This is a genomic window from Pseudomonas lactis, assembly GCF_001439845.1.
Lineage (GTDB): Bacteria > Pseudomonadota > Gammaproteobacteria > Pseudomonadales > Pseudomonadaceae > Aquipseudomonas > Aquipseudomonas lactis.
Genome location: NZ_JYLO01000004.1, coordinates 371,264 through 394,315 on the forward strand (window position 1 = coordinate 371,264; position 23,052 = coordinate 394,315).

Annotated in this window: 21 protein-coding genes and 1 pseudogene; 8 read left to right on the plus strand and 14 right to left on the minus strand. The window is 59.8% G+C overall.

The features are described 5' to 3' along the window. Window positions 1-26: 26 nt before the first annotated feature. Window positions 27-776 (minus strand): TerC family protein, encoded by a 750-nt coding sequence (locus TX24_RS08620; RefSeq protein ID WP_014717958.1) that lies wholly within the window; start codon window positions 774-776, stop codon window positions 27-29. A gap of 31 nt (window positions 777-807) precedes the next feature. After that, on the minus strand, window positions 808-1,059 hold the full coding sequence (locus TX24_RS08625; RefSeq protein WP_003190299.1) for a hypothetical protein: 252 nt from the start codon (window positions 1,057-1,059) through the stop codon (window positions 808-810). A gap of 134 nt (window positions 1,060-1,193) precedes the next feature. Between TX24_RS08625 and nhaR the strand changes: the two genes are divergently transcribed. Then, window positions 1,194-2,096 (plus strand): transcriptional activator NhaR, encoded by a 903-nt coding sequence (gene nhaR / locus TX24_RS08630; RefSeq protein ID WP_057710155.1) that lies wholly within the window; start codon window positions 1,194-1,196, stop codon window positions 2,094-2,096. A gap of 4 nt (window positions 2,097-2,100) precedes the next feature. Here the strand turns inward: nhaR and TX24_RS08635 are convergent, their stop codons facing one another. Next, complete coding sequence (locus TX24_RS08635; RefSeq protein WP_057710156.1) at window positions 2,101-3,255, minus strand: MFS transporter; 1,155 nt, start codon at window positions 3,253-3,255, stop codon at window positions 2,101-2,103. A gap of 241 nt (window positions 3,256-3,496) precedes the next feature. On the opposite strand from TX24_RS08635, the gene sstT reads away from it, so the two are divergent. Next, window positions 3,497-4,717 carry a serine/threonine transporter SstT gene (gene sstT / locus TX24_RS08640; protein WP_057710157.1) on the plus strand — a complete coding sequence of 407 codons (1,221 nt, stop codon included), beginning with the start codon at window positions 3,497-3,499 and terminating at the stop codon, window positions 4,715-4,717. Window positions 4,718-4,795: 78 nt separating this feature from the next. Here sstT and TX24_RS08645 read toward each other — a convergent pair whose 3' ends face one another. Then, window positions 4,796-8,056 carry a hypothetical protein gene (locus TX24_RS08645; RefSeq protein WP_186354197.1) on the minus strand — a complete coding sequence of 1,087 codons (3,261 nt, stop codon included), beginning with the start codon at window positions 8,054-8,056 and terminating at the stop codon, window positions 4,796-4,798. 180 nt (window positions 8,057-8,236) lie between these two features. After that, the gene (locus tag TX24_RS08650) at window positions 8,237-8,746 is read right to left on the minus strand and encodes a DUF1993 domain-containing protein (protein ID WP_003190292.1); all 510 of its coding nucleotides are present in this window, start codon (window positions 8,744-8,746) and stop codon (window positions 8,237-8,239) included. Window positions 8,747-8,862: 116 nt separating this feature from the next. On the opposite strand from TX24_RS08650, the gene TX24_RS08655 reads away from it, so the two are divergent. Next, window positions 8,863-9,513: a YceH family protein gene (locus tag TX24_RS08655; RefSeq protein ID WP_003190290.1), complete on the plus strand. Its 651-nt coding sequence runs from the start codon at window positions 8,863-8,865 to the stop codon at window positions 9,511-9,513. A 500-nt stretch (window positions 9,514-10,013) separates the two neighbouring features. Here the strand turns inward: TX24_RS08655 and TX24_RS08660 are convergent, their stop codons facing one another. Beyond that, entirely contained in the window at window positions 10,014-10,832 is an 819-nt protein-coding gene (locus tag TX24_RS08660; RefSeq protein WP_003190288.1) for a shikimate 5-dehydrogenase, read from the minus strand. 156 nt (window positions 10,833-10,988) lie between these two features. Between TX24_RS08660 and TX24_RS08665 the strand changes: the two genes are divergently transcribed. The 3 genes from TX24_RS08665 to TX24_RS08675 all read left to right on the plus strand — a co-directional run bounded on the left by TX24_RS08665 (window position 10,989) and on the right by TX24_RS08675 (window position 12,066). After that, window positions 10,989-11,363: a hypothetical protein gene (locus TX24_RS08665; RefSeq protein WP_019818659.1), complete on the plus strand. Its 375-nt coding sequence runs from the start codon at window positions 10,989-10,991 to the stop codon at window positions 11,361-11,363. 234 nt (window positions 11,364-11,597) lie between these two features. Further along, a complete protein-coding gene (locus tag TX24_RS08670) occupies window positions 11,598-11,792 on the plus strand; it encodes a hypothetical protein (RefSeq protein WP_003190284.1) in 195 nt (64 codons plus the stop codon). A 91-nt stretch (window positions 11,793-11,883) separates the two neighbouring features. Beyond that, entirely contained in the window at window positions 11,884-12,066 is a 183-nt protein-coding gene (locus TX24_RS08675; protein WP_003190283.1) for a hypothetical protein, read from the plus strand. Window positions 12,067-12,069: 3 nt separating this feature from the next. Here the strand turns inward: TX24_RS08675 and TX24_RS08680 are convergent, their stop codons facing one another. Further along, window positions 12,070-13,137: an AI-2E family transporter gene (locus TX24_RS08680; protein ID WP_003190281.1), complete on the minus strand. Its 1,068-nt coding sequence runs from the start codon at window positions 13,135-13,137 to the stop codon at window positions 12,070-12,072. 172 nt (window positions 13,138-13,309) lie between these two features. On the opposite strand from TX24_RS08680, the gene trhP reads away from it, so the two are divergent. Then, window positions 13,310-14,623: a prephenate-dependent tRNA uridine(34) hydroxylase TrhP gene (gene trhP / locus TX24_RS08685; RefSeq protein WP_057710158.1), complete on the plus strand. Its 1,314-nt coding sequence runs from the start codon at window positions 13,310-13,312 to the stop codon at window positions 14,621-14,623. 23 nt (window positions 14,624-14,646) lie between these two features. On the opposite strand, the gene TX24_RS32895 is transcribed toward trhP, so the two are convergent. The 3 genes and pseudogenes from TX24_RS32895 to TX24_RS08695 form a co-directional block, all read right to left on the minus strand. Next, window positions 14,647-15,468, minus strand: coding sequence for a methyl-accepting chemotaxis protein (locus tag TX24_RS32895; protein WP_370874666.1), 822 nt, complete (start codon window positions 15,466-15,468; stop codon window positions 14,647-14,649). A 36-nt stretch (window positions 15,469-15,504) separates the two neighbouring features. Next, window positions 15,505-16,326: pseudogene (locus TX24_RS32900) on the minus strand (cache domain-containing protein); the annotation flags it as partial. A 166-nt stretch (window positions 16,327-16,492) separates the two neighbouring features. Next, on the minus strand, window positions 16,493-17,812 hold the full coding sequence (locus tag TX24_RS08695) for a Na+/H+ antiporter family protein (RefSeq protein WP_161793214.1): 1,320 nt from the start codon (window positions 17,810-17,812) through the stop codon (window positions 16,493-16,495). A 229-nt stretch (window positions 17,813-18,041) separates the two neighbouring features. On the opposite strand from TX24_RS08695, the gene TX24_RS33040 reads away from it, so the two are divergent. Then, window positions 18,042-20,189 carry a methyl-accepting chemotaxis protein gene (locus TX24_RS33040; RefSeq protein ID WP_057710160.1) on the plus strand — a complete coding sequence of 716 codons (2,148 nt, stop codon included), beginning with the start codon at window positions 18,042-18,044 and terminating at the stop codon, window positions 20,187-20,189. Between the two features lie 128 nt (window positions 20,190-20,317). Here the strand turns inward: TX24_RS33040 and TX24_RS08705 are convergent, their stop codons facing one another. From TX24_RS08705 to TX24_RS08720, 4 genes are read right to left on the minus strand one after another with little or no spacing between them, the layout of a single operon-like run. Further along, complete coding sequence (locus TX24_RS08705; RefSeq protein WP_057710161.1) at window positions 20,318-21,631, minus strand: sensor histidine kinase; 1,314 nt, start codon at window positions 21,629-21,631, stop codon at window positions 20,318-20,320. Further along, complete coding sequence (locus TX24_RS08710) at window positions 21,628-22,296, minus strand: response regulator transcription factor (protein ID WP_003190268.1); 669 nt, start codon at window positions 22,294-22,296, stop codon at window positions 21,628-21,630. Before TX24_RS08710 ends, TX24_RS08705 begins: the two co-directional genes overlap by 4 nt. Further along, on the minus strand, window positions 22,296-22,607 hold the full coding sequence (locus TX24_RS08715; RefSeq protein ID WP_003190266.1) for a PepSY domain-containing protein: 312 nt from the start codon (window positions 22,605-22,607) through the stop codon (window positions 22,296-22,298). Before TX24_RS08715 ends, TX24_RS08710 begins: the two co-directional genes overlap by 1 nt. Further along, on the minus strand, window positions 22,607-22,909 hold the full coding sequence (locus TX24_RS08720) for a PepSY domain-containing protein (RefSeq protein ID WP_034135262.1): 303 nt from the start codon (window positions 22,907-22,909) through the stop codon (window positions 22,607-22,609). Before TX24_RS08720 ends, TX24_RS08715 begins: the two co-directional genes overlap by 1 nt. Window positions 22,910-23,052: the final 143 nt, after the last annotated feature.

Here is a 23,052-nt window from a genome sequence, read left to right on the forward strand (position 1 = left end):
GCACAGCCGGCCTGTTTGTTCAGCGGTTACTGGCGCGCAGCGAGCAAACGTGCGTGCCGGTTACGCCGGGCGATGTTCAAGCACTCGATCGCTGCCGAGAAGGCCATGGCCGCATACACGTAGCCTTTTGGCACGTGGGCGCCAAAGCCTTCGGCGATCAGCGTCATGCCGATCATGATCAAGAAGCCCAGGGCCAGCATCACCACGGTCGGGTTGTCGTTGATGAACTTGGCCAACGGTTCAGCGGCCACCAGCATCACGATCACCGAGACCACCACGGCAATGATCATGATCGGCAAGTGCTCGGTCATGCCCACGGCGGTGATGATGCTGTCGATGGAAAACACCAGGTCGAGCATCAGGATCTGGCCGATGGCGGCGGCAAAGCCGATAGTCACCGTGTTGCTGACGGTGGCCTTCTCTTCAGGCTCCGGGTCCATGCTGTGATGGATCTCGGTGGTTGCCTTCCACACCAGGAACAGGCCACCGGCGATCAGGATCATGTCCTTCCACGAGAACGCCTGGCCGAACACTTCGAACACCGGCGTCGTCAATTGCACGATGAACGCGATGGTGCTCAACAGGCCCAGGCGCAAGATCAACGCCATGCTGATACCAATGCGCCGTGCCTTGGCCCGGTGCTTCTCTGGCAATTTGTTGGTGAGGATCGAGATAAAGATCAGGTTATCGATGCCCAGCACGATTTCCATGACGATCAAGGTCGCCAGTGCGACCCAGGCGGTGGGGCTGGCGGCCAGTTGTAAAAGGTAATCCATAGGTCAGTCCTGACGTTTTAGTACTGGGGAATTAGGTTTCTTTGGTGTCGGATTCAGCGTCGTTTTCGGCGTCTTTTTCCTGCTTCTCAGGGCTGATCAAGCCCTGGGTTGCTTCACTCAATGCCTGTTCGGCGGCCTTGTGGGTGTCGTCGATGGCCTGCTTGGCCGACTCGGTGGCTTTGCCCAACACCTGTTGCGCGCTTTTCTCGACTTGATCACAGCCGCTGACCCCTATCAATGAAAGCGCAAGCAACGACGCCGCGCCCAGGGAATTGAGTTTCATGATGTATTCCTCGTTAGAACCATTGGGTCCAAATAGTGGCCCCTCGATAGCGAGGCATTCTATGTAGACGAACAGTTCAGGAAAATTCGTATTTTTCTCGCGTATACTTCGGTTTTTACGAAGTGTAGGTCGCGATGCTCAATTATCGACAACTGCATTACTTCTGGGTGGTGGCCAAGACTGGCAGCATCGTGCGCGCCTGCGAGCAGTTGAACCTCACGCCGCAGACCATCAGCGGGCAGATCAGCCTGTTGGAGCAGACCTACGGTGTTGCCCTGTTTCAGCGGGTCGGGCGCCAGCTTGAACTGACCGAAGCCGGGCGCCAGGCGCTGCCCTACGCCGAGCAGATGTTCCAGACCGGCAATGAATTGGAGGCGATGCTGCGCGCACAGCCTGACGAGCAGCAGATCCCGTTCCGGGTCGGGGTGGCGGATGTGGTGCCCAAGTCCATTGTGTACCGGTTGATCGCCCCGACCATGGAGTTGAGCGAACCGATCCGCATCACCTGCCGCGAAGACAAACTCGAACGTTTACTGGCCGACTTGGCGATCCAGCGCCTGGACCTGGTGATTTCCGACAGCCCCATGCCCACGCACTTGGACATCAAGGGCTACAGCCAGAAGCTGGGAGAATGCGGCATCAGTTTTTTCGCCACCCAGGCATTGGCTGACCAGCATGGCGGTGATTTCCCACAGTGCTTGCAGGGTGCGCCGCTGTTGATTCCAGGGGCAGAGACAGTGGTACGCAGCCGTTTGCAGCGCTGGTTTGCCGAACAGCAGATTCAACCCCGCATCATTGGCGAATTCGACGACAGCGCCTTGATGCAGGCGTTTGGGCAATCCGGCAGCGGGATCTTTATCGCGCCCAGCGTGATCGCCGACGAGGTGGTGCGCCAATATGGCGTGGCGCTGATCGGCCAGACCGATGCAGTGACCGAGTCGTTTTATGCGATCTCGGTGGAGCGCAAGGTCAAGCACCCCGGCATTGTGGCGATTACCGAAGGTGCCCGGCGGGAGTTGTTTACCGCCCTGCCCTGATCATTCAGGCGTTGAGCGCCGCGGGTTTGGCGGTCATCAGCCACAGTGCCAGCAGGATCGACAGCAGGATAAACCCCGAAGCGGCAAACCCCAGGCTGCCCAGGCCCAGGGTGTCGATGACATGCCCGCCCACCATGGCGCCCAGGCCAATGCCGAGGTTGGCCCCGGCAATGTTCAGCGACGCCGCAAACGCTGGAGCATGGGGCGCAGCCTTCATCAAGCGCACATGGCTGACCAGGAACATCGCCGCCTGGGTCACGCCCCACACCGCCATCGCCGCGGCCAGGCCGATGGTCGAGTGAATCGCAGGCACCACCGCCACCATGCCCGCGATCATAAACCCGCAGAACACCATGGACGCGATCAATGGGTGACGATCCACGGCACGTCCGCCCAAGGAGTTGCCGATCAGCCCGACTGCGCCAAAGCCCATCAGACACCAGCCCACCAACGTGCCGTCGAAGCCGGCCAGACGCTCAAGGATATCTGCCAGGTAGGTATAGGCGGTGAACATGCCACTGAATACCAGGATCGACAGCAGGATATGCCCCTGCATCACCGGGCTGCGCAGGATCTTGAATTGTGAGCGCAAGCTAGCCTGCTGGTGCTTGGCCTGGGTGACCGGCAGGTAGATATACAGCAGCAACGCCTTGGCCAGGGCGATCACCGCGAGCACGGCAAACGCGGTGCGCCAGCCGAACATATCGGAAATCAGCGTGCCCACCGGAATACCAAATACGGTGGCGCAAACAATGCCAAAGCCGATTTTTTCAATCGCACGCCCGGCGAACTCAGGGCCGACAATGTCTACCGCCGTTTCGCTGGCCAGGGCCCAGAACACGGGCAAGCCCAGAGCAGGGATCAAACGGGCCACGGCCATCACCCAGATATTCGGTGCCAATGCCGCCACGGTATTGGCCGCCGCAAACATGATAAGGATGCTGATAAACAAGCGCTTGCGCGGGAACCGCGCGCAATAGGCGGTGAGGAACGGGCCGAACGCGGCCACGGTGAACGCGAACAGTGTCACCAGCAGCCCGGCCTGGGACACGCTGACGTTCAGGTCCCGAGCAATCGACGGCAACAGGCCGACAATGACGAACTCTGTGGTCAGCACGGTAAAACCGGCGGCTGACAGCAGCAGGATAGGAAACAACATGAAAACTCCAGAAACGACGACATCAACGACAGCCCTAAGGGCTCGCTGAAGGAGAGGAAAGATGAGAGGGGTGAATCTTAACAGAACATGTCCGGATTTGACCAAGCCCGACTGAAACGGGTGACGGAATGCCGCAGCAAACAAGACGCTTCCCACAGCATGCTAGACTTCGCGCCTACTTCCTACAGTACTTTCTGCCTGCAATGCTGTGCCCTACTAAAAAAACTAGAGACAACTCTTTATGACTGCTGCCCCCTCCCTGTTGCAACGTTTAATGCGCGTCAGCCTGGTCACCCAAATTGTCATCGGCCTGATTGCCGGGATCGTGTTGGCCTTGCTGTTACCCGAGGCCGCGCGCGCCACTGGTTTTATCGGCAAGGTGTTTGTCACGGCGCTGAAGGCTGTCGCGCCGATCCTGGTGTTTGTGCTGGTCATGGCCTCGATTGCCAACCATAAGCATGGCCAGGAAACCCATATCCGCCCGATCCTGTTCCTGTACCTGCTCGGCACCTTTGCCGCCGCCGTGGTTGCGGTGGTCGCCAGCATGATGTTTCCGTCGTTCCTGGTATTGGCGACCCATGACGCCACGGTGAGTGCTCCTGGAGGCATTGGCGAAGTGTTGCAAAGCCTGGCGCTCAGTGTGGTGGATAACCCCGTCAGCGCGCTGATGAACGCTAACTTTATCGGCATCCTGGCCTGGGCCATTGGCATGGGCATCGCTATTCGCCATGCCGGTCAAACCACCCGTACGGTATTGGACGACTTGTCCAACGGCGTCACCCTGATTGTACGCGTGGTGATCCGCTTCGCCCCGCTGGGCATCTTTGGCCTGGTGGCCTCCACCCTGGCCACCTCGGGTTTCGGCGCCCTGCTCGGCTATGCCCACCTGCTGGCCGTGCTGATCGGCTGCATGTTGTTCGTGGCGCTGGTGATCAACCCGGCCATCGTGTTCTGGAAACTGCGCCGCAACCCCTATCCGCTGGTGCTGATGTGCCTGCGTGAAAGTGGTCTCACCGCGTTCTTCACCCGCAGCTCGGCGGCGAACATTCCGGTCAACCTGGCGTTGAGCAAACGCCTGGGCCTGCATGAAGACACCTACTCGGTGTCGATCCCGCTCGGTGCCACCATCAACATGGCCGGCGCCGCCATCACTATCACCGTGCTGACCCTGGCGGCCGTGCACACCCTGGGCATCGCCGTGGACATGCCGACCGCCGTGCTGCTCAGCGTCGTCGCTGCGGTGTGTGCCTGCGGTGCATCGGGGGTGGCGGGTGGTTCGCTGCTGTTGATTCCCCTGGCGTGCAGCCTGTTTGGCATCCCCAGTGAAATCGCCATGCAGGTAGTGGCCGTCGGTTTCATCATCGGCGTGCTGCAGGACTCGGCGGAAACCGCACTCAACTCGTCTACCGATGTGCTGTTTACGGCGGCGGCGTGTTTGGGCAAGGAAGAACAGGCCTCCTGAGTCCGCAAAAGAAAAGCCCGATCGGTTCAAGCCTGAACCGTCTCGGGCGCTATCTAAAAGGGCTGAATGCCTGGCAGATTAAGACGATGGATTGTCAGCCGTGAATCCCTGAAGCGGCATTCCGTATCGTTCGTTTGTTTTCGGGTTAAATCGGTACCACTTACCCGTGACGTCATCTAACTGAGCCAGCACCTTCGGGGTATCGGCGCCTGGCGACGTGCCGGTCATCACGCCTTGCGGCTTATGCTGATAGACCCGGCTGACACTGCGATTGGTCGCAATGACCTTCCAGCCAAGGCTTCCTTTGCCAACGACCGATGAGAACGTTGTAAGCCCTCGGGTCCCGATGGCCGCGCCACCTGCAAATGGGTTGGCGGCGCTGAGAAACGCCCTGCCCAGCTTGCCTGCAACGCCGCCACGCCCTAGCTGGCCACCTACCTTCACTATCTTGGAGATTTTGCCGACAGCTCCTGCTCCGGCGACCAAAAAACCAAACAGGTCAAATGCAAGGAACTTCAGTCCCTCCCCCACCCTGCCCTCCTGAAAACTATGAAGCGCCGACGCGCCCGGTATCAGTGCACGGGTCACCGCTTGTATTTTTTCAAATTCAGTCACTTCTGTGTCGAACGTAGTGACACCTCTGGCAGCGCTGACGACCGCCTCACGCTCATCGGCCCTGAAAAAATGCCGTGTAACTGCATCTGCTATGTGCTGTGTCCTCTGCGAGTTGAACGTTTGTACAGGGGATGAGCTTGTTGGCTTTGACTGTCGCTCTTGGCTTTCTGTCGCATCGCTGGCTTTGATTTCAGTCAGCCGAGTGTTCGTTCTGATTGCGACTTTTGGTTTATTCGTCGCAACCTGGCTCCATTCGCCTTGCAACCCGGTCGTCAGCCCATCGGCTAAATCTGCGCAATAACGCAGAACGCCTGTCGTGGGGTTGACCTCATAGATCCGTTTCTTGCCTTTATGCAGGGTTTCAACAAATACCGAGCTACTTTTAACCGCCTCATTCTCCGAGACTACATAACGAAAACGATGGCCTGCCGACTCAGTGGTTTGGGTTACGTTCTCCTCTCCATAAATTTTCAACTCACCGTGCTGCAACGCCTCTTGATCTTCCTCAGGCAGCAGTGACATCTGGTGTTTTACGGTAACGTTCATGGCACCTTTGAGCCCGTCGTAATACTCGCCGACATGCGCTTCAAACTTATCGTTCAATGATCCGAGAAAGCGCAGCTCATGGGCTATTTTGGCAATAGGAACGGCAGGGTCATCGGACGACCATTGAACATGTTGCTGGGGGTTCAAAAAGATATCCAGTATTGAATAAGGCCCCTGTAAGTCGTTTTGCCTCACCGATGGGTAGATTGTTTTTTTCTCAAAGTCGATCTTCCCATAGATCTCTTCGGGAAAAGTGCTCTTCAACAGGCCGAGCCCGAGCTCCGAGCGTTTGTGCAATACCGTACGCTGTGCTTCTGAGGCTGCTGTCAGCGCCTCGAAACGTTCATTGGCAAGGACACCCGCACGCTCAATTTCTTCATCCGTGTAGTTGTTATCCTCGCGCTTGTCGATGGCCTTATCTGCCACCGCCCAATGAATCAGCCCCTCCCGCGCAGCCAGCGCCTCTACTTGTTTTTCGGCGGCGGTAATCGGATTCAAATCGTCTTTGAGCAATTGCTCATAGGTTTTAGTTACCGCCAGCCCTGGAGAGCGCATTTCGGTTTTGGCAACGATGGCCTTCAAACTGACCCACGCTGGCGAGCCGTAAGTCACGTTGTCCGGAACGCCTTTGACGAGTAATTCCGGCGCGTGATGCGACAACAACAGATAGGCGGCAACCGGCGCATTATTGCCGTATGACTTGCGCAGATGTTCGGTTAGGCCCTTAAGTACAAAAGACAGTGGTTTGCCCCAGTTCTCGCGCGCCGACAGATCAAACCCAGCCACCTTGTTCTTTTCGTCAGGCTTCCACAATGCATCCTGGTTGAGACCTATCTGCAGAGCCGAAAGCGCCCAATCCTCGACACTGCCTGCACCGTCGAACTTAGTGCGCAAGGCTTCGCCCATGGCTCGCGCAGCAGGGCTTTGCAAAAGCCTGAAAATTGCTTGCCGGGGATCTTTCAGCTCTGCTTCAGACCACTGGATGCTTTGCGTTAAATAACCGAAAGCGTTTTGGCTCAATGTTAACGAGTCGAACTCAGGCAACGCCATTGCGTTATAGGAAACAGCGTCGTAGATAGCCTGCTGTTGCGACGTATCCAGCGGTGTAGGCCACGATAACCCGCCCCCCAAATCGCCATGCAATTGTCGGTACTCGACAGGGCGTGACAACTCAAGGCCCATGTTTTTTATATCGCCTTTATCAACGGGGTGCTCCCAACCATTACCCGTCATGAACTGCAAGAGGTTCACCTGCCGCCCTGCCATTGGTTGGTTATCCAGACGAAAGCCGGAGTCAGGATCCAGCCTGATTTGTTGCGATTGCAGATAGGATCGCAGTCCAGCTTCACGATCATAAACTGGCGTGTCGGGGAGAAGGCGATGAGTGTAGCGATGCAATGACGCTTGGTTATCCAGATACTCGTCCGCCCCCACGTACGCTGTGACCAAAGCATCCTTGAAGGTATCCAGATCACGTTTATTGGCAAGCTGCTGTTTTTGCGTCACCAGCGCTTCTTCAGTGCGCGCCTCACCCACCCCTGAGGTAGCAAACGTATTATTGCTTTGCAGCTCTCGAGCACGTTGTCGATCTTCGGTGAAGTCGTTATGAATCGTCTCGCCATAAAATTGGGCTACCTGCTTGAGCGGCGCACTTTCGGCCTGCAGGTCCGAGTAGCTGATCCCATCGGGCGCATAAGCTTTTAGCGCGGCCAGAATCGGTCCGGCAAAGGTCGCCCAAGGTGAGTTGTCTTTTAAGGTAAATAAGGTAAGCACGCCATTTTTTCTGACACTCAGCCCGCCGTCAGAACTAATCTTGAGGGAGGATGGATCATAACCATCCGACTTAAGCCAGGTTAAAAAGCCCTTGTCGTTAAGGGTATTACGTAGCTGCGCTCGCCACTGGCCGAACGAAGAAGCGTCCGGAATATTCGGGATGATCGTTTCTTCATCACGTGTCCGGCCCTCCAACGCCTCACTATAAAGGGCTGCCAGTTCACTGTTGGCTTGGTCCCGCGCAGAGGTGTGGGAGGACGTTTCATTACCTGGCACCTCTCGGCGGGTGCGACTCACCGCAACCAAATTCGAGGAAGAGTTACCTTGATTCTTCGTCGTATCCAATGCTGGCTTGGGATAAGCGTTGTTGGTAATCGACGTGGCTGCGATGGGAGAAAGATGCATGTCGTTTGTAGGCTCCAGGTTCTTTACTAGAAAGTTTTATAGGCGCTCCTGAGTGAGATCCATCTGAATTTTGGTTGCATCGAATACGTGACAAGACATGAGGCAGGTATAAAGACCATGCATAAAAAAACCTGGGGCTGTTCGTGAAAGAACAACCCCAGGTTTTTTTGAACCTTGAGTTTAGAAGGCGCCCATATAATCGCGCTTGCCCACTTCCACACCGTTATGGCGCAGCAGCGCATAAGCGGTGGTGACGTGGAAGAAGAACTGCGGCAGGCCGTAGGTCAGCAGGTAGGACTGGCCGCTGAAGCGCTTCTCTTTCGGAGTGCCGGGGCGAGTGACGATCTCGATGCCCTCTTTGCCGTCGATCTGCTCGGGCTTGATGGTGTCGACAAAGGCCAGGACTTTGGCGATCAGCGCTTGCAGGTCGGCAAAAGTGACTTCGCTGTCTTCGTACTTGGGTACTTCGATCTCGGCCAGGCGTGCGGATACACCTTTGGCGAAGTCCACGGCGATCTGTACCTGGCGCACCAACGGGAACATGTCCGGGAACAGGCGCGCTTGCAGCAAGGCGTTGGGCTCGATGTTCTTGGCGCTGGCGTGGGCTTCAGCTTTGTTCAGCACATCGCTGAGGGCGTTGAGCATTTGCTTGAAGACCGGGATGGAAGCGGCGTACAGGGAAATAGTCATGACAGTCTCACGGTAATGGCGGGGTTGGAACCAGCCGCGATTATAGCCATGCCTGGCGCTTGTCTTTTATTTTTTCAAGCTTAGGCTAAGGGGCTTCACTGCATAGGGAAAGCGCGATGACCGCCGAGCACGACACCGACACCCCTGAGCCGCGCCTGAACAGCACGGAAATCCGCGTCCTGGGCTGCCTGATCGAAAAACAGGCGACCAACCCGGAAACCTACCCCCTCACCCTCAACGCCTTGGTGCTGGCCTGCAACCAGAAGACCAGCCGCGAGCCGGTGATGAACCTCAGCCAAGGCCAAGTCGGCCAGAGCCTGCGCGTGCTGGAGGGCCAAGGCTTCACGCGCCTGGTAATGGGCAGCCGCGCCGACCGCTGGGAACACCGTGTGGACAAGGCCCTGGAACTGGTGCCGGCCCAGGTGATCCTGACCGGGCTGCTGTTTTTGCGGGGGCCGCAGACCGTCAATGAGCTGCTCACCCGCAGCGGGCGTATGCATGACTTTGAGGATGCCGAACAGGTTGTGCATCAGCTCGAGCGCCTGATTGCACGAGGACTGGCGCTGCTCGTGCCGCGTCAGGCGGGGCAGCGGGAAGACCGGTATACCCATGCACTGGGGGACCCGGCAGATATTGAAGCGATTATGACCGCGCGGGGGAATCCGGTAGAGCGTAGCGCAGGGGCTGTTTCGGTGGAGCGCATTGAAGAGCTGGAAGCGCGGATTGCCGCACTGGAAGAACGGCTGGCGCAGCTGGAACAGGGATAATGCAGATAAACATGTGGGAGCTGGCTTGCCTGCGATAGCCATTGGTATCGACACAACTTTGTAGGTTGCAGCAGCCAACGGTAACTACGATGCGAAGCGAGCCGCTCTTGATCTTGCTCTGCTTTTGATCTTAGGCGCCCCGTTAAACCACGCTGGCCGAACGCAGGCTTTAATTCGTGGGTAACCCGGCAGGACGCCGGGTTAGCCGCCCCGCGCCATGGATGGCGCGTGGCGGCGGCCCACGGATTCAAGCCTGCGTTCGGGCACACCGAGCCTAGGCGAGGTGCCGAGTGGTGGGGCAAGAGCCTTTTGCTTACTTTTGGGCTCTTTTCAAAAGTGAGCCGCTGTAAAAGCGGAACCCTAAGTAGCCGTTACCGCAGGAATGGATATGTACTCGGTATTACGGCGTCGACTGTGAGGCCGTCTTCGCAGGCAAGCCAGCTCCCACAGTTGGATCGCGTGCGCGTCAGTTAGATCACCGAATGGTTGTGCGTAAGGCTTTAGCTGCGGGCGAAGGCCACCGCTGCCTCGAACTGCTCCTGCGTAGGCCGCACGCCGGTATAAAGCACAAACTGCTCCAACGCCTGAATAGCGATCACTTCCAGCCCGGTAATCACCCGCTTGCCCTGCGCACGCCCCCGCACGATCAACGGCGTTTCCGCCGGGATCGCCACCACATCGAAGACAGTCTCCGCCTGATCGATTGCCTCAGGCTCAAACGCCAACGCATCCGCCTCCGCCCCGCCAGTCATGCCGATGGGCGTTACGTTGATCAGCATCTGTGGGCGCAGGCTGCCCAATTCCGCCTGCCACGCGTACCCCAGGTTCCTGGCCAATGCCTGGCCCGCCACCTCATTACGCGCCACGATCACACCATTGGCGTACCCCCCGTCACGCAAGGCACTGGCGACCGCCTTGGCCATGCCGCCGCTGCCGCGCAGGGCAAAGGTGGAATCTTTGGGCACCGCGTGCTTTTTCAGCAGTTGCTCAATGGCGATGTAGTCGGTGTTGTAAGCCTTGAGATGGCCGTTGGTGTTGACGATGGTGTTCAGGGAGTCAATGGCTTGAACCGAATCGTCGAGTTCATCCACCAAGGCAATAGCAGCCTCCTTGAACGGCATGGACACCCCGCAACCGCGCACACCCAGGGCGCGGATACCGCCGATCGCGCCGGGCAAGTCCTGGCTGCTGAAGGCTTTATAGTAAAAATTCAAACCCAGCTGTTCATACAGGTGGTTATGAAAACGCAGGCCAAAGTTCCCAGGGCGCGCCGACAGTGACATGCACAGTTGGGTGTCCTTGTTGGGGTGCATCTGCATGGATAACTCCTTGAAGTAAGCAAATCGGTACAGACCTTACACAACCTTTACCCATTGGCGGTGCTGTTTTCTCGAAATACGTTGTCTTAAAAGTATCCCCGCGACAATCCTTGAGTCTATTGATTGCAGACCACAAGCGCAGGGGCTAATTGAGGAATGACCATCATGCGTAAACTCCCCAGAATCGCCTTGCTTATCGGCGCACTCGCGATGGCCGGCCAAGCCTCCGCCCACGGTGGTGGTTGGGGTGGCCCGGCCGTGTTCGGTGCGCTTGTCGGCGCAGCAGTAGTCGGCTCTGTGGTTGCCAGCCAGCCGCGTGAGGTGTATGTGCAGCAACCGGTGTATGTGCAGCCGCAACCGGTGTATGCCGCGCCGCCGCCGGTCTACTACGCGCCACCGCCACCGGTGTATGTGCAACAGCAGGTTTACTACCGCCCGGCGCCCGTCTATTACGGCCCACCGCGCGGTTATTATGGGCCACCTCGCGGCTACTACGGCCCGCCTCACGGTTACTACCGCCATGGCTGGTAAGGTTTAACCCCGTTGACAGCCACAGGCCTCGCCCACACGCGGGGCCTTTTTTTGCCTGGGAAGTCCGGATTTATCCTGCCAGTGTCGCTGTGAGAACAACGCACGAGCGCCAATCCCACATCATAAGCGTCAAATATCCTCTTGATCGATTGCGGGCTGCGCTGTCATGTTTGCGTCACAAAACAGTCGCACTATCGACTCAGTCCAGCCAATAACAATTAAGGACGATTGACCATGCCCACACAAAACCCGCACCGCACCGCCGGCCTTTGCACTTCCAGCAAGGTCTACAGCGCCTTGACCGAACTCAAGCACCTGGAAGGCCATCGCAGCGCCAAGTTCCTGGCATTGTTGGCAGAAAACCTGGTGCGCAAGGGCCTGCTCAGTGAGCACGAAGTGGTGAACATGCTCGACCAGGTGGTGGATTAACGCCTGACATTGATGTCGACTATCGAGCCAGGTGATTTTTCCCAGGCGCCAGCAAACCGTAAGGTGACCTCCATAACGTTTGGAGGTACTTATGCCCACTGTTCAAATCATGTCCGTCATTGGTAGCGCCGTCCCCGCCCCGCTGCGCAAACTGGGCTTGCTCGCCTGCTGGTATGTGGTGCGCGATGGCGAGCCGATCAGCGGCCCGCTCACCTCGTTATCGGATGCAGAAACACAACGCCGGATGGCAACCGACTTCAGGCTAGAAGCCTGAACGTTACGGCAGCGGCAGCTTGACCCGCGGCTTGGTTTCGACGAACAACGCCCAGCACGACATGAACAACGCTGCCACCAGCGGCCCGATCACAAAGCCGTTAAGGCCGAACACCGACAGGCCGCCCAAGGTCGAGATCAGGATCAGGTAGTCGGGCATCTTGGTGTCCTTGCCCACCAGGATCGGGCGCAGCACGTTGTCCACCAGGCCGATCACAAACACGCCGAACAGCCCCAGCACCACACCCTGCCAGATCGAACCGCTCAACAGGAAATAAACTGCCACCGGCCCCCAGACCAGCCCGGCACCCACCGCAGGCAGCAGGGACAGGAACGCCATCAGCACGGCCCAGAGCAAGGCACTGGGGATGTCCAGGAACCAGAAGATCAAGCCACCCAGCGCACCCTGGGTCACGGCCACCAGCACATTGCCCTTGACCGTGGCGCGCACCACGCGGTTGAACTTGAGTTGCAGGCGACGCTTTTGCGGCTCGGCCAAGGGTACGGCTGTGCGCACCTTGCGTACCAGTTCCGGGCCGTCGCGCAGCAGGAAAAACAGCAGGTACAGCATGATGAAAAAGCTCACCAGGAAATCAAACGTACCCTGGCCGAAGCTGAACGCCTGGGAGGCAAAGAACTGACTGCCCTGCATCGCGCCCTTGACGACCTTTTCCCGCAGCCCTTCGAGGTTGCCCATGCCGAAACGGTCGAGCAACTGCTGGAAATACGGCGGTAGAACGTTCTTGAATTGCTCGATATAACCCGCCACATCGAGCTTGCCGCTCTCGATGTTTTTGTAGAGGGTGGCCCCCTCTTGCACCAGCAAGGCACTGGTGATGATCACCGGCAGAATCGCGATCACCAGGCACACCGTCAAGGTGGTCAGGGAGGTCAGGTTGCGATTCCAGCTAAAACGCTGCTGCAGGCGGCGCTGCATCGGCGCAAAGATAATGCCCAGGATCACCGCCCAGAACACCGCACCGTAGAACGGCAGCAATATCCAGATAAAAGCCACGGTGACCAAGGCCAGTAGCAGCAACAGGGTCTTGAATTGCAGGTTGGTTTGATTCATGTCCGGTCCATGTCAGAAAAACAGGGCCGATGGCGGCCCTGTTGCTTAGTCCGCAGCCAAACGCGGGAGTGCCCTGGTTTATCGAACAAGCATAGATCGCGTTATTTAGACCTGGGTCAATATCCCGTTATCGCTCCAGCACTACCCTCGCGCCTTTTTGCGACCCACACCCATGCGCCCGATAACTGCCCCCGAACTGCTCGCTCCCGCCGGCACCCTGAAAAACATGCGCTACGCCTTCGCCTACGGTGCCGACGCGGTCCATGCCGGCCAGCCGCGCTACAGCCTGCGGGTGCGCAATAACGAGTTCGACCACGCCAACCTGGCCCTCGGCATCCAGGAAGCCCATGACCAGGGCAAGCGCTTTTACGTGGTGGTGAACATTGCGCCGCACAACGCCAAGCTCAAGACCTTCCTCAAAGACCTTGCGCCCGTGATCGCTATGGGCCCGGATGCGCTGATCATGTCCGACCCGGGGTTGATCATGCTGGTGCGCGAGCACTTCCCGCAGATGCCAATCCACCTGTCGGTACAGGCCAATACGGTGAACTGGGCCAGCGTGGCGTTCTGGCAGCAACAAGGCATTTGCAGGGTGATTCTGTCGCGGGAGCTGTCCCTGGAAGAGATCGGCGAAATCCGCCAGCAGGTGCCGGCCATGGAGTTGGAGGTGTTTGTACATGGCGCCTTGTGCATGGCCTATTCCGGGCGGTGCCTGCTGTCGGGCTATATGAACAAGCGCGATGCCAACCAGGGCAGTTGCACCAATGCCTGCCGCTGGAAATACCAGGCCACGCCGGCAGTGGAGAATGTCACGGGGGATATCGTCCATGAATATCAACCCACATTGGGCATCGGCACGCCCACCGATCAGGTGTTCCTGCTACAAGAAACCAATCGCCCCGATGAACCCATGCCCGCCTTCGAAGACGAACACGGCACCTACATCATGAACGCCAAGGACCTGCGAGCCGTGCAGCATGTGGAGCGCCTGGCACAGATGGGCGTGCATTCGTTAAAGATCGAAGGCCGCACCAAATCGCACTTCTACTGCGCGCGCACCACCCAGGTGTACCGCCAGGCCATCGATGACGCAGTGGCCGGGCGCGCGTTTGACCGCGGCTTGATGACCAACCTCGAATCACTGGCCCAGCGTGGCTACACAGAAGGTTTCCTGCGCCGCCACGTGCATGACGAATACCAGAACTACCAGAACGGCAGCTCGGTTTCCGAACGCCAGCAGTTTGTCGGGGAACTGACCGGCGAGCGCCGTGGTGCGTTGGCCGAGGTGAAGGTGAAGAATCGCTTTGCGCTGGGCGACCACCTGGAGTTGATGACGCCCGCCGGCAACTTTCACTTTGACTTGGCGAGCCTGCATAACGCCAAGGGCGAAGCCATTGAGGTGGCGCCGGGGGACGGGCATACGGTGTATGTGTCGATTCCGGCGCAGATGGACCTGCGTTTTGGCTTGCTGATGCGCGACGTTTAAACCCTGCCATGGGGTTGAATGGATCAGATCCTGAACTGGCCCACCAACTGCCCGAGGCGCTGGCCCAGGTCGGCCAGGCTGCGAGACGTCTGGGCGCCCAGTTGGGTTTCATCCGCCACGCTGTCTACCGCTACGGCAATCTGATGCACGCTGCGGTTGATCTCTTCCGCGACGGCGGTCTGCTCTTCGGCGGCGCTGGCGATCTGGGCGTTCATTGAATTAATGGTGCCAATCAGTTGCGCCATGGTGTCCAGAGACGCGCCGGCTTGGTTGGCCTGGGCCGAGGTGCCGTCGCCGGCATCGCTGGAGCGGCGCATAGCGTCCACAGCCGCCTCGGTGCCTTTTTGCAGGCGATCGATCATGCCCTGAATTTCCTGAGTGCTGGTTTGGGTGCGACTGGCCAGGGCACGCACTTCATCGGCGACCACGGCAAAGCCACGCCCAGCCTCCCCGGCCCGTGCGGCCTCGATGGCAGCGTTGAGCGCCAACAGGTTGGTTTGTTCGGCGATGGAGCGGATCACGCCGAGCACACTGACGATTGACGACACATCCTGCTGCAGACTGTCCAGGGACACGCCGCTGCTGCGGATGTCGTTCACCAGCGCATGGATCTGCGCGATGCTACCGTCCACCACGCGCTTGGCGGCCTGGCCTTCGGCGTCGGTCTGCTGCGCAGCGACGGCGGCGCCCTGGGCACTGCGTGCCACTTCGTGGGCAGCCGAGGACATCTGGTTGATCGCGGTGGCCACCTGGTCGGTCTCGTGGCGCTGGCGTTCCATGGCCTGCTCGGAGCGCTGGGCCTGGTCGGACACCTGGCTCACCAACCCGGTGAGCTGAGCGGTCATGTCAGTGATCTGGCGCACCAGGCCGTGGATTTTATCGACAAAGCGGTTGAATGCACCGGCCAGGTCGCCGAGTTCATCCTGGCTGGTGATGGCCAGGCGGCAGGTCAGGTCGCCTTCACCCGCCGCGATGTCATCGAGGTTGGCTTTCATCAGGTGCAGCGGACGCAAGATGGTATTGGCTAGCAACATGCCCACGGCGGCGATCACCAGCAACACCACCACGGCCACACCGAGGATGCTCAGCAGCACGCCTTGCATGCGTGTCTCGACTTTAGCCTGCACCACCGCCACCTGGGCGTCGATGCCATCGAGGTTCACCGAGGTGCCGATCACCATGTCCCACTTGGGCAGGTACTCGGTATAGCCGAGCTTGGGCACCAGTTCGGTCTGGCCGGGCTGGGTCGAACTGTATTGCAGGTAGTGGGTGCCGTCCTTGCCGACCTTGACCAGGTCGCGGTTGACGTAGACGCCGTTAGGGTCGCGGTTGTCCTTGAAGCTTTTGCCCACTCCGTCCGGGCTGTTGCCCTTGAACAGGCGGATGGTTTCGGAGTCGTAGCCGAAGAAATAGCCGTCTTTGCCGTAGCTGGTATTGGATAACAACTTGACCACCTGCGCCCGCGCCGCGCTGTCGCCGGGGGCTGCCGCGTCGTAGAGCGGCTTGATGGTGGTCATGGCCACCTCGACATAACCTTGCAGGGTGGCCTTGGCGTCGTTGAGCAGGCGCTGGCGGGTTTCATCCACTTCGTTGCGGGCCTGGCCCTGCAGAATCCACACGGTGGTCAGGCTGATGACCACGGCAAACAACAACACCGGCACGACAGCAAGGGCCAGGACTTTGGCCTTCAAACTCAGACGCATGGCTTTTCTCTCTTGTTAGTGGCGACTTGAGAGGTTAACGGCCATGTGAGCGATTTCTGTAGGAGCGAGCTTGCTCGCGAAGAACCTGAGAGCACTGCGGGGTGCCAGGTTGCCCGCGTTATCGTTGACGCTTTTCGCGAGCAAGCTCGCTCCTACAGGAACCTCGTCAGAGCGTCATCGCGGCCAGCCAGCCGAACGCCAGCAGCGGCAGGTTGTAGTGCAGGAAGGTCGGCACCACGGTGTCCCAGATGTGGTGGTGCTGGCCGTCGATATTCAGGCCGGAGGTGGGCCCGAGGGTAGAGTCCGAGGCGGGCGAACCGGCGTCGCCCAAGGCACCGGCGGTACCAACGATGCACACGATGGCCACCGGGCTGAAGCCCAACTGCACACACAGCGGCACGAAAATCGCCGCGAGGATCGGCACCGTGGAAAACGACGAGCCGATGCCCATGGTCACCAACAACCCCACCAGCAGCATCAACAACGCGCCAACGCCCCGGCTATGGCCGATGAACGCTGCCGAGGCCTGCACCAGCGAGTTCACGTCACCGGTGGCCTTGAGCACTTCGGCAAAGCCTGAGGACGCGATCATGATGAAGCCGATCATCGCCATCATCTTCATGCCTTCGGTGAACAGGTCATCGGTGTCGCGCCAGCGCACGATGCCCGACACCGAGAAGATCAGGAAGCCGGCCAGGGCGCCGATGATCATCGAGTCCAGCCACAACTGGATGATGAACGCCGAGGCAATCGCCAGGCCGGCCACCAGCAGGGTCAGCGGGTTGTACTGCACCGCCACTTGCTCGACACGCTCGATTTTCTTCAGGTCGTACACACGCTTTTTGCGGTAGCTGATCAACACCGCCACCAGCAGGCCGACCACCATGCCCAGCGCCGGCAAGCCCATGGCGTGGGTGACATTCACCCCGCTGATATCCACCCCGCTCTTGGCGACGTTGGCCAGCAGGATCTGATTGAGGAAGATATTGCCAAAGCCCACCGGCAGAAACATGTACGGGGTGATCAGGCCGAAGGTCATCACACAGGCGATCAGGCGACGGTCCAGTTGCAGCTTGGTCAGCACATACAACAGCGGCGGTACCAGCAGCGGAATAAACGCAATGTGGATCGGCAAGATGTTCTGCGAGGCAATCGCCACCACCCACAACAGGCCGATCAGCAGCCATTTGACGTGGTTGCCACCGCTGGCGTCCTGGCGGTCCACCAGCAGCAAGGCTTTGTCCGCCAGGGCATGGGCCAGCCCGGACTTGGCAATCGCCACGGCGAAAGCCCCGAGCAATGCGTAGGACAAGGCCACGGTTGCGCCGCCGCCCAGCCCGCCGTTGAAGGCCTTGAGCGTGGCCTCGATACCCAGGCCACCGGTCAAGCCACCCACCAGGGCGCCGACGATAATGGCGATGACCACATGCACGCGGGACAGGCTGAGTACCAGCATGGTGCCGACCGCGGCGATGACTGCGTTAATCATGGTTACCTCAAGCAGAAACAAAAAAGACAGGCATGCCCGCGCGCGGCCCATGGGAACAGCTGCCGGCGTGCAGGCTTGAAAGAGGTCTTATTAGAGGGCGCGCACTTTGCAGGAGCTGGGCTGTCATGTCAAAAACTGTGGTGAGGCAAAGCCCTCTGCACAGATAAAGAATTACAGGCACTGGCCGATACGCTGTCTCTATGTGCTTTCAGGTAAGGATGTCCCGATGTCGCTCAGGCAGCTCTCCATTCAATGGAAAATCACCCTGCTGGCGGGCCTGTGCCTGCTGGGGATCGTGACCCTGCTGGTGGGTCTGTCGCTGTATCGCATGGCGCAGAGCTCGCAGCAGGTCAAGGCGTCCAGCATGCAGATGCTCGACGAAGCCGCCCAGTCGCGCATTGAAGCCCAAGGCGAAGTGCAGGCGCTGGGCATTCGCCAGCAGTTCATGGATGCCTACCAGTACGGCCATGGCTTTTCCCGCCAGGTGCTGTTTTTGCGCGAACAGGCCGAGAAGCGCTTTCTCGATGCCTTCGACACCCGTGAAGACCTGACGCGCCAGGTCAAGGCCGCCCTGCAGGCCAACCCAGACCTGCTCGGCCTGTCCCTGGTGTTCGAAGCCAATGCGCTGGACGGCAAAGACGAACTGTTCGCCAACCAGGCGGAACTGGGCAGCAATGACAAAGGCCGTTTCGCGCTGTACTGGTCGCAACCGACACCGGGGAAAATCACCTCGATGGCGCTGCCCGAGAGCGACATGGCCGACACCTCCATCGGCCCCAGCGGTGAAAAGGCCAACGCCTGGTTCACTTGCCCACGCACGACCCTCAAGCCCTGCGTGATCGAGCCCTACTTCTATGTGATCGACGGCCAGAACGTGCTGATGACCAGCATCGTGTTCCCGCTGATGGTCAATGGCAAAGTCATCGCCTCGCTGTCGGTGGACATCAACCTCAACAGCCTGCAGGCGGTCAGCCAACAGGCCAGCCAGAAACTGTACGACGGCCAGACCCAGGTCAGCATCCTCAGCCCGACCGGCTTACTGGCCGGCTACAGCCCGGATGCCAGCAAACTCAGCCAACGCCTGGAGCAGGTCGACCCGGCCAGCGGCGCTCAGTTGATCAGTGCCTTGGCCAGCAGTACCCAGACCCACAGCCTGCGCACCGACCATCAACTCAAGGTACTGGCGCCTTTTGCACCGATTCCCGGCGGTAAGGCGTGGGGCGTATTGCTGGATGTACCGGAAAAAGTCCTGGTCGCCCCCGCCGAAGCGCTGAAAAACCAGCTGGACGCCGACAACGCCAAAGGCACCCTGCTGGAACTGGGCCTGGGCCTGCTCGCCGCCGTGGTCGGCTTGATTCTGGTGTGGCTGATGGCGCGCAGCGTGACCCGGCCAATCCTCGGCGTGGCGCACATGCTTGAGGATATCGCCAGCGGCGAAGGCGACCTGACCCGTCGCCTGGCCTACGCCAAACAGGATGAACTGGGCCAATTGGCCGGCTGGTTCAACCGCTTCCTCGACAAGCTGCAGCCGATCATTGCCGAGGTCAAACGCTCGGTGCAGGATGCCCGCGGCACCGCCGACCAGTCCGCAGCCATTGCCACGCAAACCAGCGCCGGCATGGAGCAGCAGTACCGCCAGGTGGATCAGGTGGCCACCGCGTCCCACGAAATGAGCGCCACCGCCCAGGATGTGGCCCGCAGCGCCGCCCAAGCGGCCCAAGCCGCCCGGGATGCCGACCAGGCGACCCGCCAAGGCTTGACCGTTATCGACCGCACCACCGCCAACATTGGCGAGCTCGCCGCCGACATGAGCACTGCCATGGCCCAGGTAGAAGGCTTGGCCGCCAACAGCGAACAGATCGGCTCGGTGCTCGAAGTGATTCGCGGCATCGCCGAGCAGACCAACCTGTTGGCGCTCAACGCCGCCATCGAAGCCGCTCGCGCCGGTGAAGCCGGCCGCGGTTTTGCCGTGGTCGCCGACGAAGTGCGTAACCTGGCGCGGCGCACCCAGGAATCGGTGGAAGAAACCCGCCTGGTGATCGAACAATTGCAAACCGGTACCAGCGACGTGGTCGGCTCCATGGGCAACAGCTATCGCCAAGCCCAGGGCAGCGTCGAACAGGTGGGCCAGGCCGTGACGGCCTTGCGCCAGATTGGCGATGCGGTCACGGTGATCAGCGACATGAACCTGCAAATCGCCAGCGCCGCCGAAGAGCAAAGCGCGGTGGCCGAAGAGATCAACAGCAACGTGGCGACCATTCGCGATGTGACCGAGTCATTGTCGGAGCAGGCCAATGAGTCGGCGCGGGTCAGCCAGGCGTTGAACAGCCTGGCAAATCAGCAGCAGGGGTTGATGGATCAGTTCAGGGTCTGAATGTAGCAAGGCTTTTCTGTGGGAGCCGGGCTTGCCCGCGATGCAGACACCTCGGTACTTCAGGCAAACCGAGTCGATGCTATCGCAGGCAAGCCAGCTCCCACATCTTGAGCGGTGGTGTGTCAGTGTCAGCGGCGTGGCAACTCGATCAACACCTTGAGCCCACCCAGCTCACTCTCCTGCAGCTGCAACACCCCGCCCCACACCTCAACGATGTCGCGCACGATTCCCAGCCCAAGGCCATGGCCAACCCTTTGCTCATCCAGGCGTGCGCCACGGCTGAACACTTGGTCGCGCTGGGCCTCGGGAATGCCGGGGCCATCGTCTTCCACTGCCAGCCGGTAGCCCTGGGACGTCTCACTGACGCTCAGGCGTACCTCGGCGTCCGCCCATTTACAGGCGTTGTCCAACAGGTTGCCCAGCAGTTCCAGCAGGTCTTCCCGGTCCCAGGGCAGTTGCAGGCCCGGCGCCACTTGATAGCTGAGGTCCAGGTGTTCGCCGTGGATCATGCGCAGGGTGGCCAGTAAGCCGGGCAGTTCTTGTTCACAGTCAAACAACGCGCCCGGCAGCGCATCACCCGCCAGGCGCGCACGGTTGAGTTCACGGTTGAGGCGCTGCTGCACCTGCTCCAGTTGCTCGCGCAACAACTGGCTCAACTGCGGATGATCCTTGAGGGCTTCACTGGAAGCAGCGCTCAACAACACCGCCAGGGGAGTTTTCAGCGCATGCCCCAGGTTGCCGAGGGCGTTGCGGGAGCGCTTGAGGCTGTCTTCGGTGTGCGCCAGCAGGTGGTTGATCTGCGCCACCAGGGGCTCCAGCTCAAGTGGCACCTGAGTATCGAGTTGCGAGCGCTGGCCTTGTTGCAGTTGAGCGATCTGGTTGCGCGCGGTCTCCAGCGGGCGCAAGGCACGGCGCACCGTGACCCGTTGCAGAACCAGCACCAGTAGCAGCGCCGCCAGCCCCATCACCAGGCCGACCTGGCGCATCAGGCGAAAGCTCTCGCGCACCGGCGTGTAGTCCTGGGCCACGCTGATGGAAATCGATTGGCCAAAGCGCTTGTAGTCCGAGCGCAGCACCAACAGTTGCTGGCCTTCGGGCCCCAGTTGCAGGTTGCCCTTGAGCCCCGCCGTGGGAAGCCGGGGCAGTTCCTGGTCCCACAGTGAGCGGGAGCGCCAATGCACATCGGCAAAGTCGATACGAAAGTAATGCCCGGAGAATGGCCGTTGGTACGCCGGCGACAGGCGTTGCTCATCCAACTGCACACCGTTGGGCCCACGCACCAGCGCCACCAGCAGGTTTTCGCTGTCGTTGCGCAAGCCCGCTTCAAGGTAGCGCTGCAAACCTGCCTCGAACAACCACAGGCTGGTTTGCGCCAGCACCACGCCGACAATCACCATCACGCTGATCAACCCCAGGCTCAGGCGCCGCTGGATTGACCTCATGCCGGGGTGGCGCCGAAACGGTAGCCCTGGCCGCGCCGGGTCTCGATCACGCTGCGGCCCAATTTGCGCCGCAGGTGGTTGACGTGCACCTCAAGTACATTGGAGTCGCGCTCGGTCTCGCCGTCATACAAGTGTTCGGCCAGGTGGCTTTTGGACAGGATCTGTTCGGGATGCAGCATGAAATAGCGCAACAACCGAAATTCGGCAGCCGTCAATTGGATCTCGGCGCCGTCGCGCAGCACGCACTGGCGCCCTTCATCCAAATGCAGGCCGGCGGCTTGCAGGGTGGGCTGGTTCGTCTGGCCGTGGGAGCGGCGCAGCAGCGACTGGATGCGCAGGTACAGCTCTTCGGGGTGAAAGGGTTTGCTCAGGTAATCATCGGCGCCGGCCTTGAGCCCTTCGATACGCTCAGCCCAGGAATCGCGGGCGGTGAGGATCAGCACCGGGATGGCCAGCGCGGCGGCGCGCCATTGCGCCAGCACGTCAAGCCCGGGCAAACCGGGCAGGCCAAGGTCAAGAATGATCAGGTCATAGGGCTCGCTGCGCCCTTGATACACGGCGTCGCGGCCATCGGCCAGCCAGTCGACCGCATAGCCCTGGCGCTGCAGGCCGGCCATCAGCTCGTCAGCCAGGGGTACGTTGTCTTCCACCAGGAGCAGGCGCATCAGTCTTCCTCATCTTTGATCAGGTCGCCATTGGTGGCATCCAGCTTGATCTCGCGCACCACGCCCTCGGTGGTCACCAGTTCCACTTCATAGGCGTATTGCCCGTGTTTCTTTTCCAGTTCGGCTTCCAGCAGCCGTGAGCCGGGGTATCGCGCCATGGCCTGCTGCAACAGCTGTTCCAATGGCAGGATCACGCCTTGCTGGCGCAAGGCCAGGGCTTCGTCCTGGTTGAGGTCGCGGGCCGCGAGGCTGGAACAAAACACCATGAGCACCAGCGCCACGCGACTGCCGACGCGTAAATTTACCTTCATTACGTATCCTGATGATTCTTGAGAACCTGCCCGGTGAGCGCGTCCAATTCAACATCCCATTCAATGCCGTCAGTGTCTTGAAGCTCAACTTCATAGACGTACTTGCCGTACTCCTCATCCAGGTCGGTGCCCAGCAGCGTCGAACCAGGGTGAAGGGCCAGGGCAGTGGCTTCCAATTGATCGAAAGCGACAATAGTAACAGTGGCCGGCACGATCAGTGGTTTGTCGGGGTCCAATGCGGCGGCCGGGGTCGCCGTAACGAGGATGATAGCGGCGGCGCCCAGGGCAGTGAGGCGCTTCATGATAAGTCTCCGTTACATGATGTTTTCCTACGTCGGCCACGGTACGCGCTGCAACTTAACTGAAACTGAATTGCCACCATGGCAATTCCGGTTAAGCCATTTTTCCCACTGCCTGCGAGATTTCCTATACTGCCCCGCTCGCC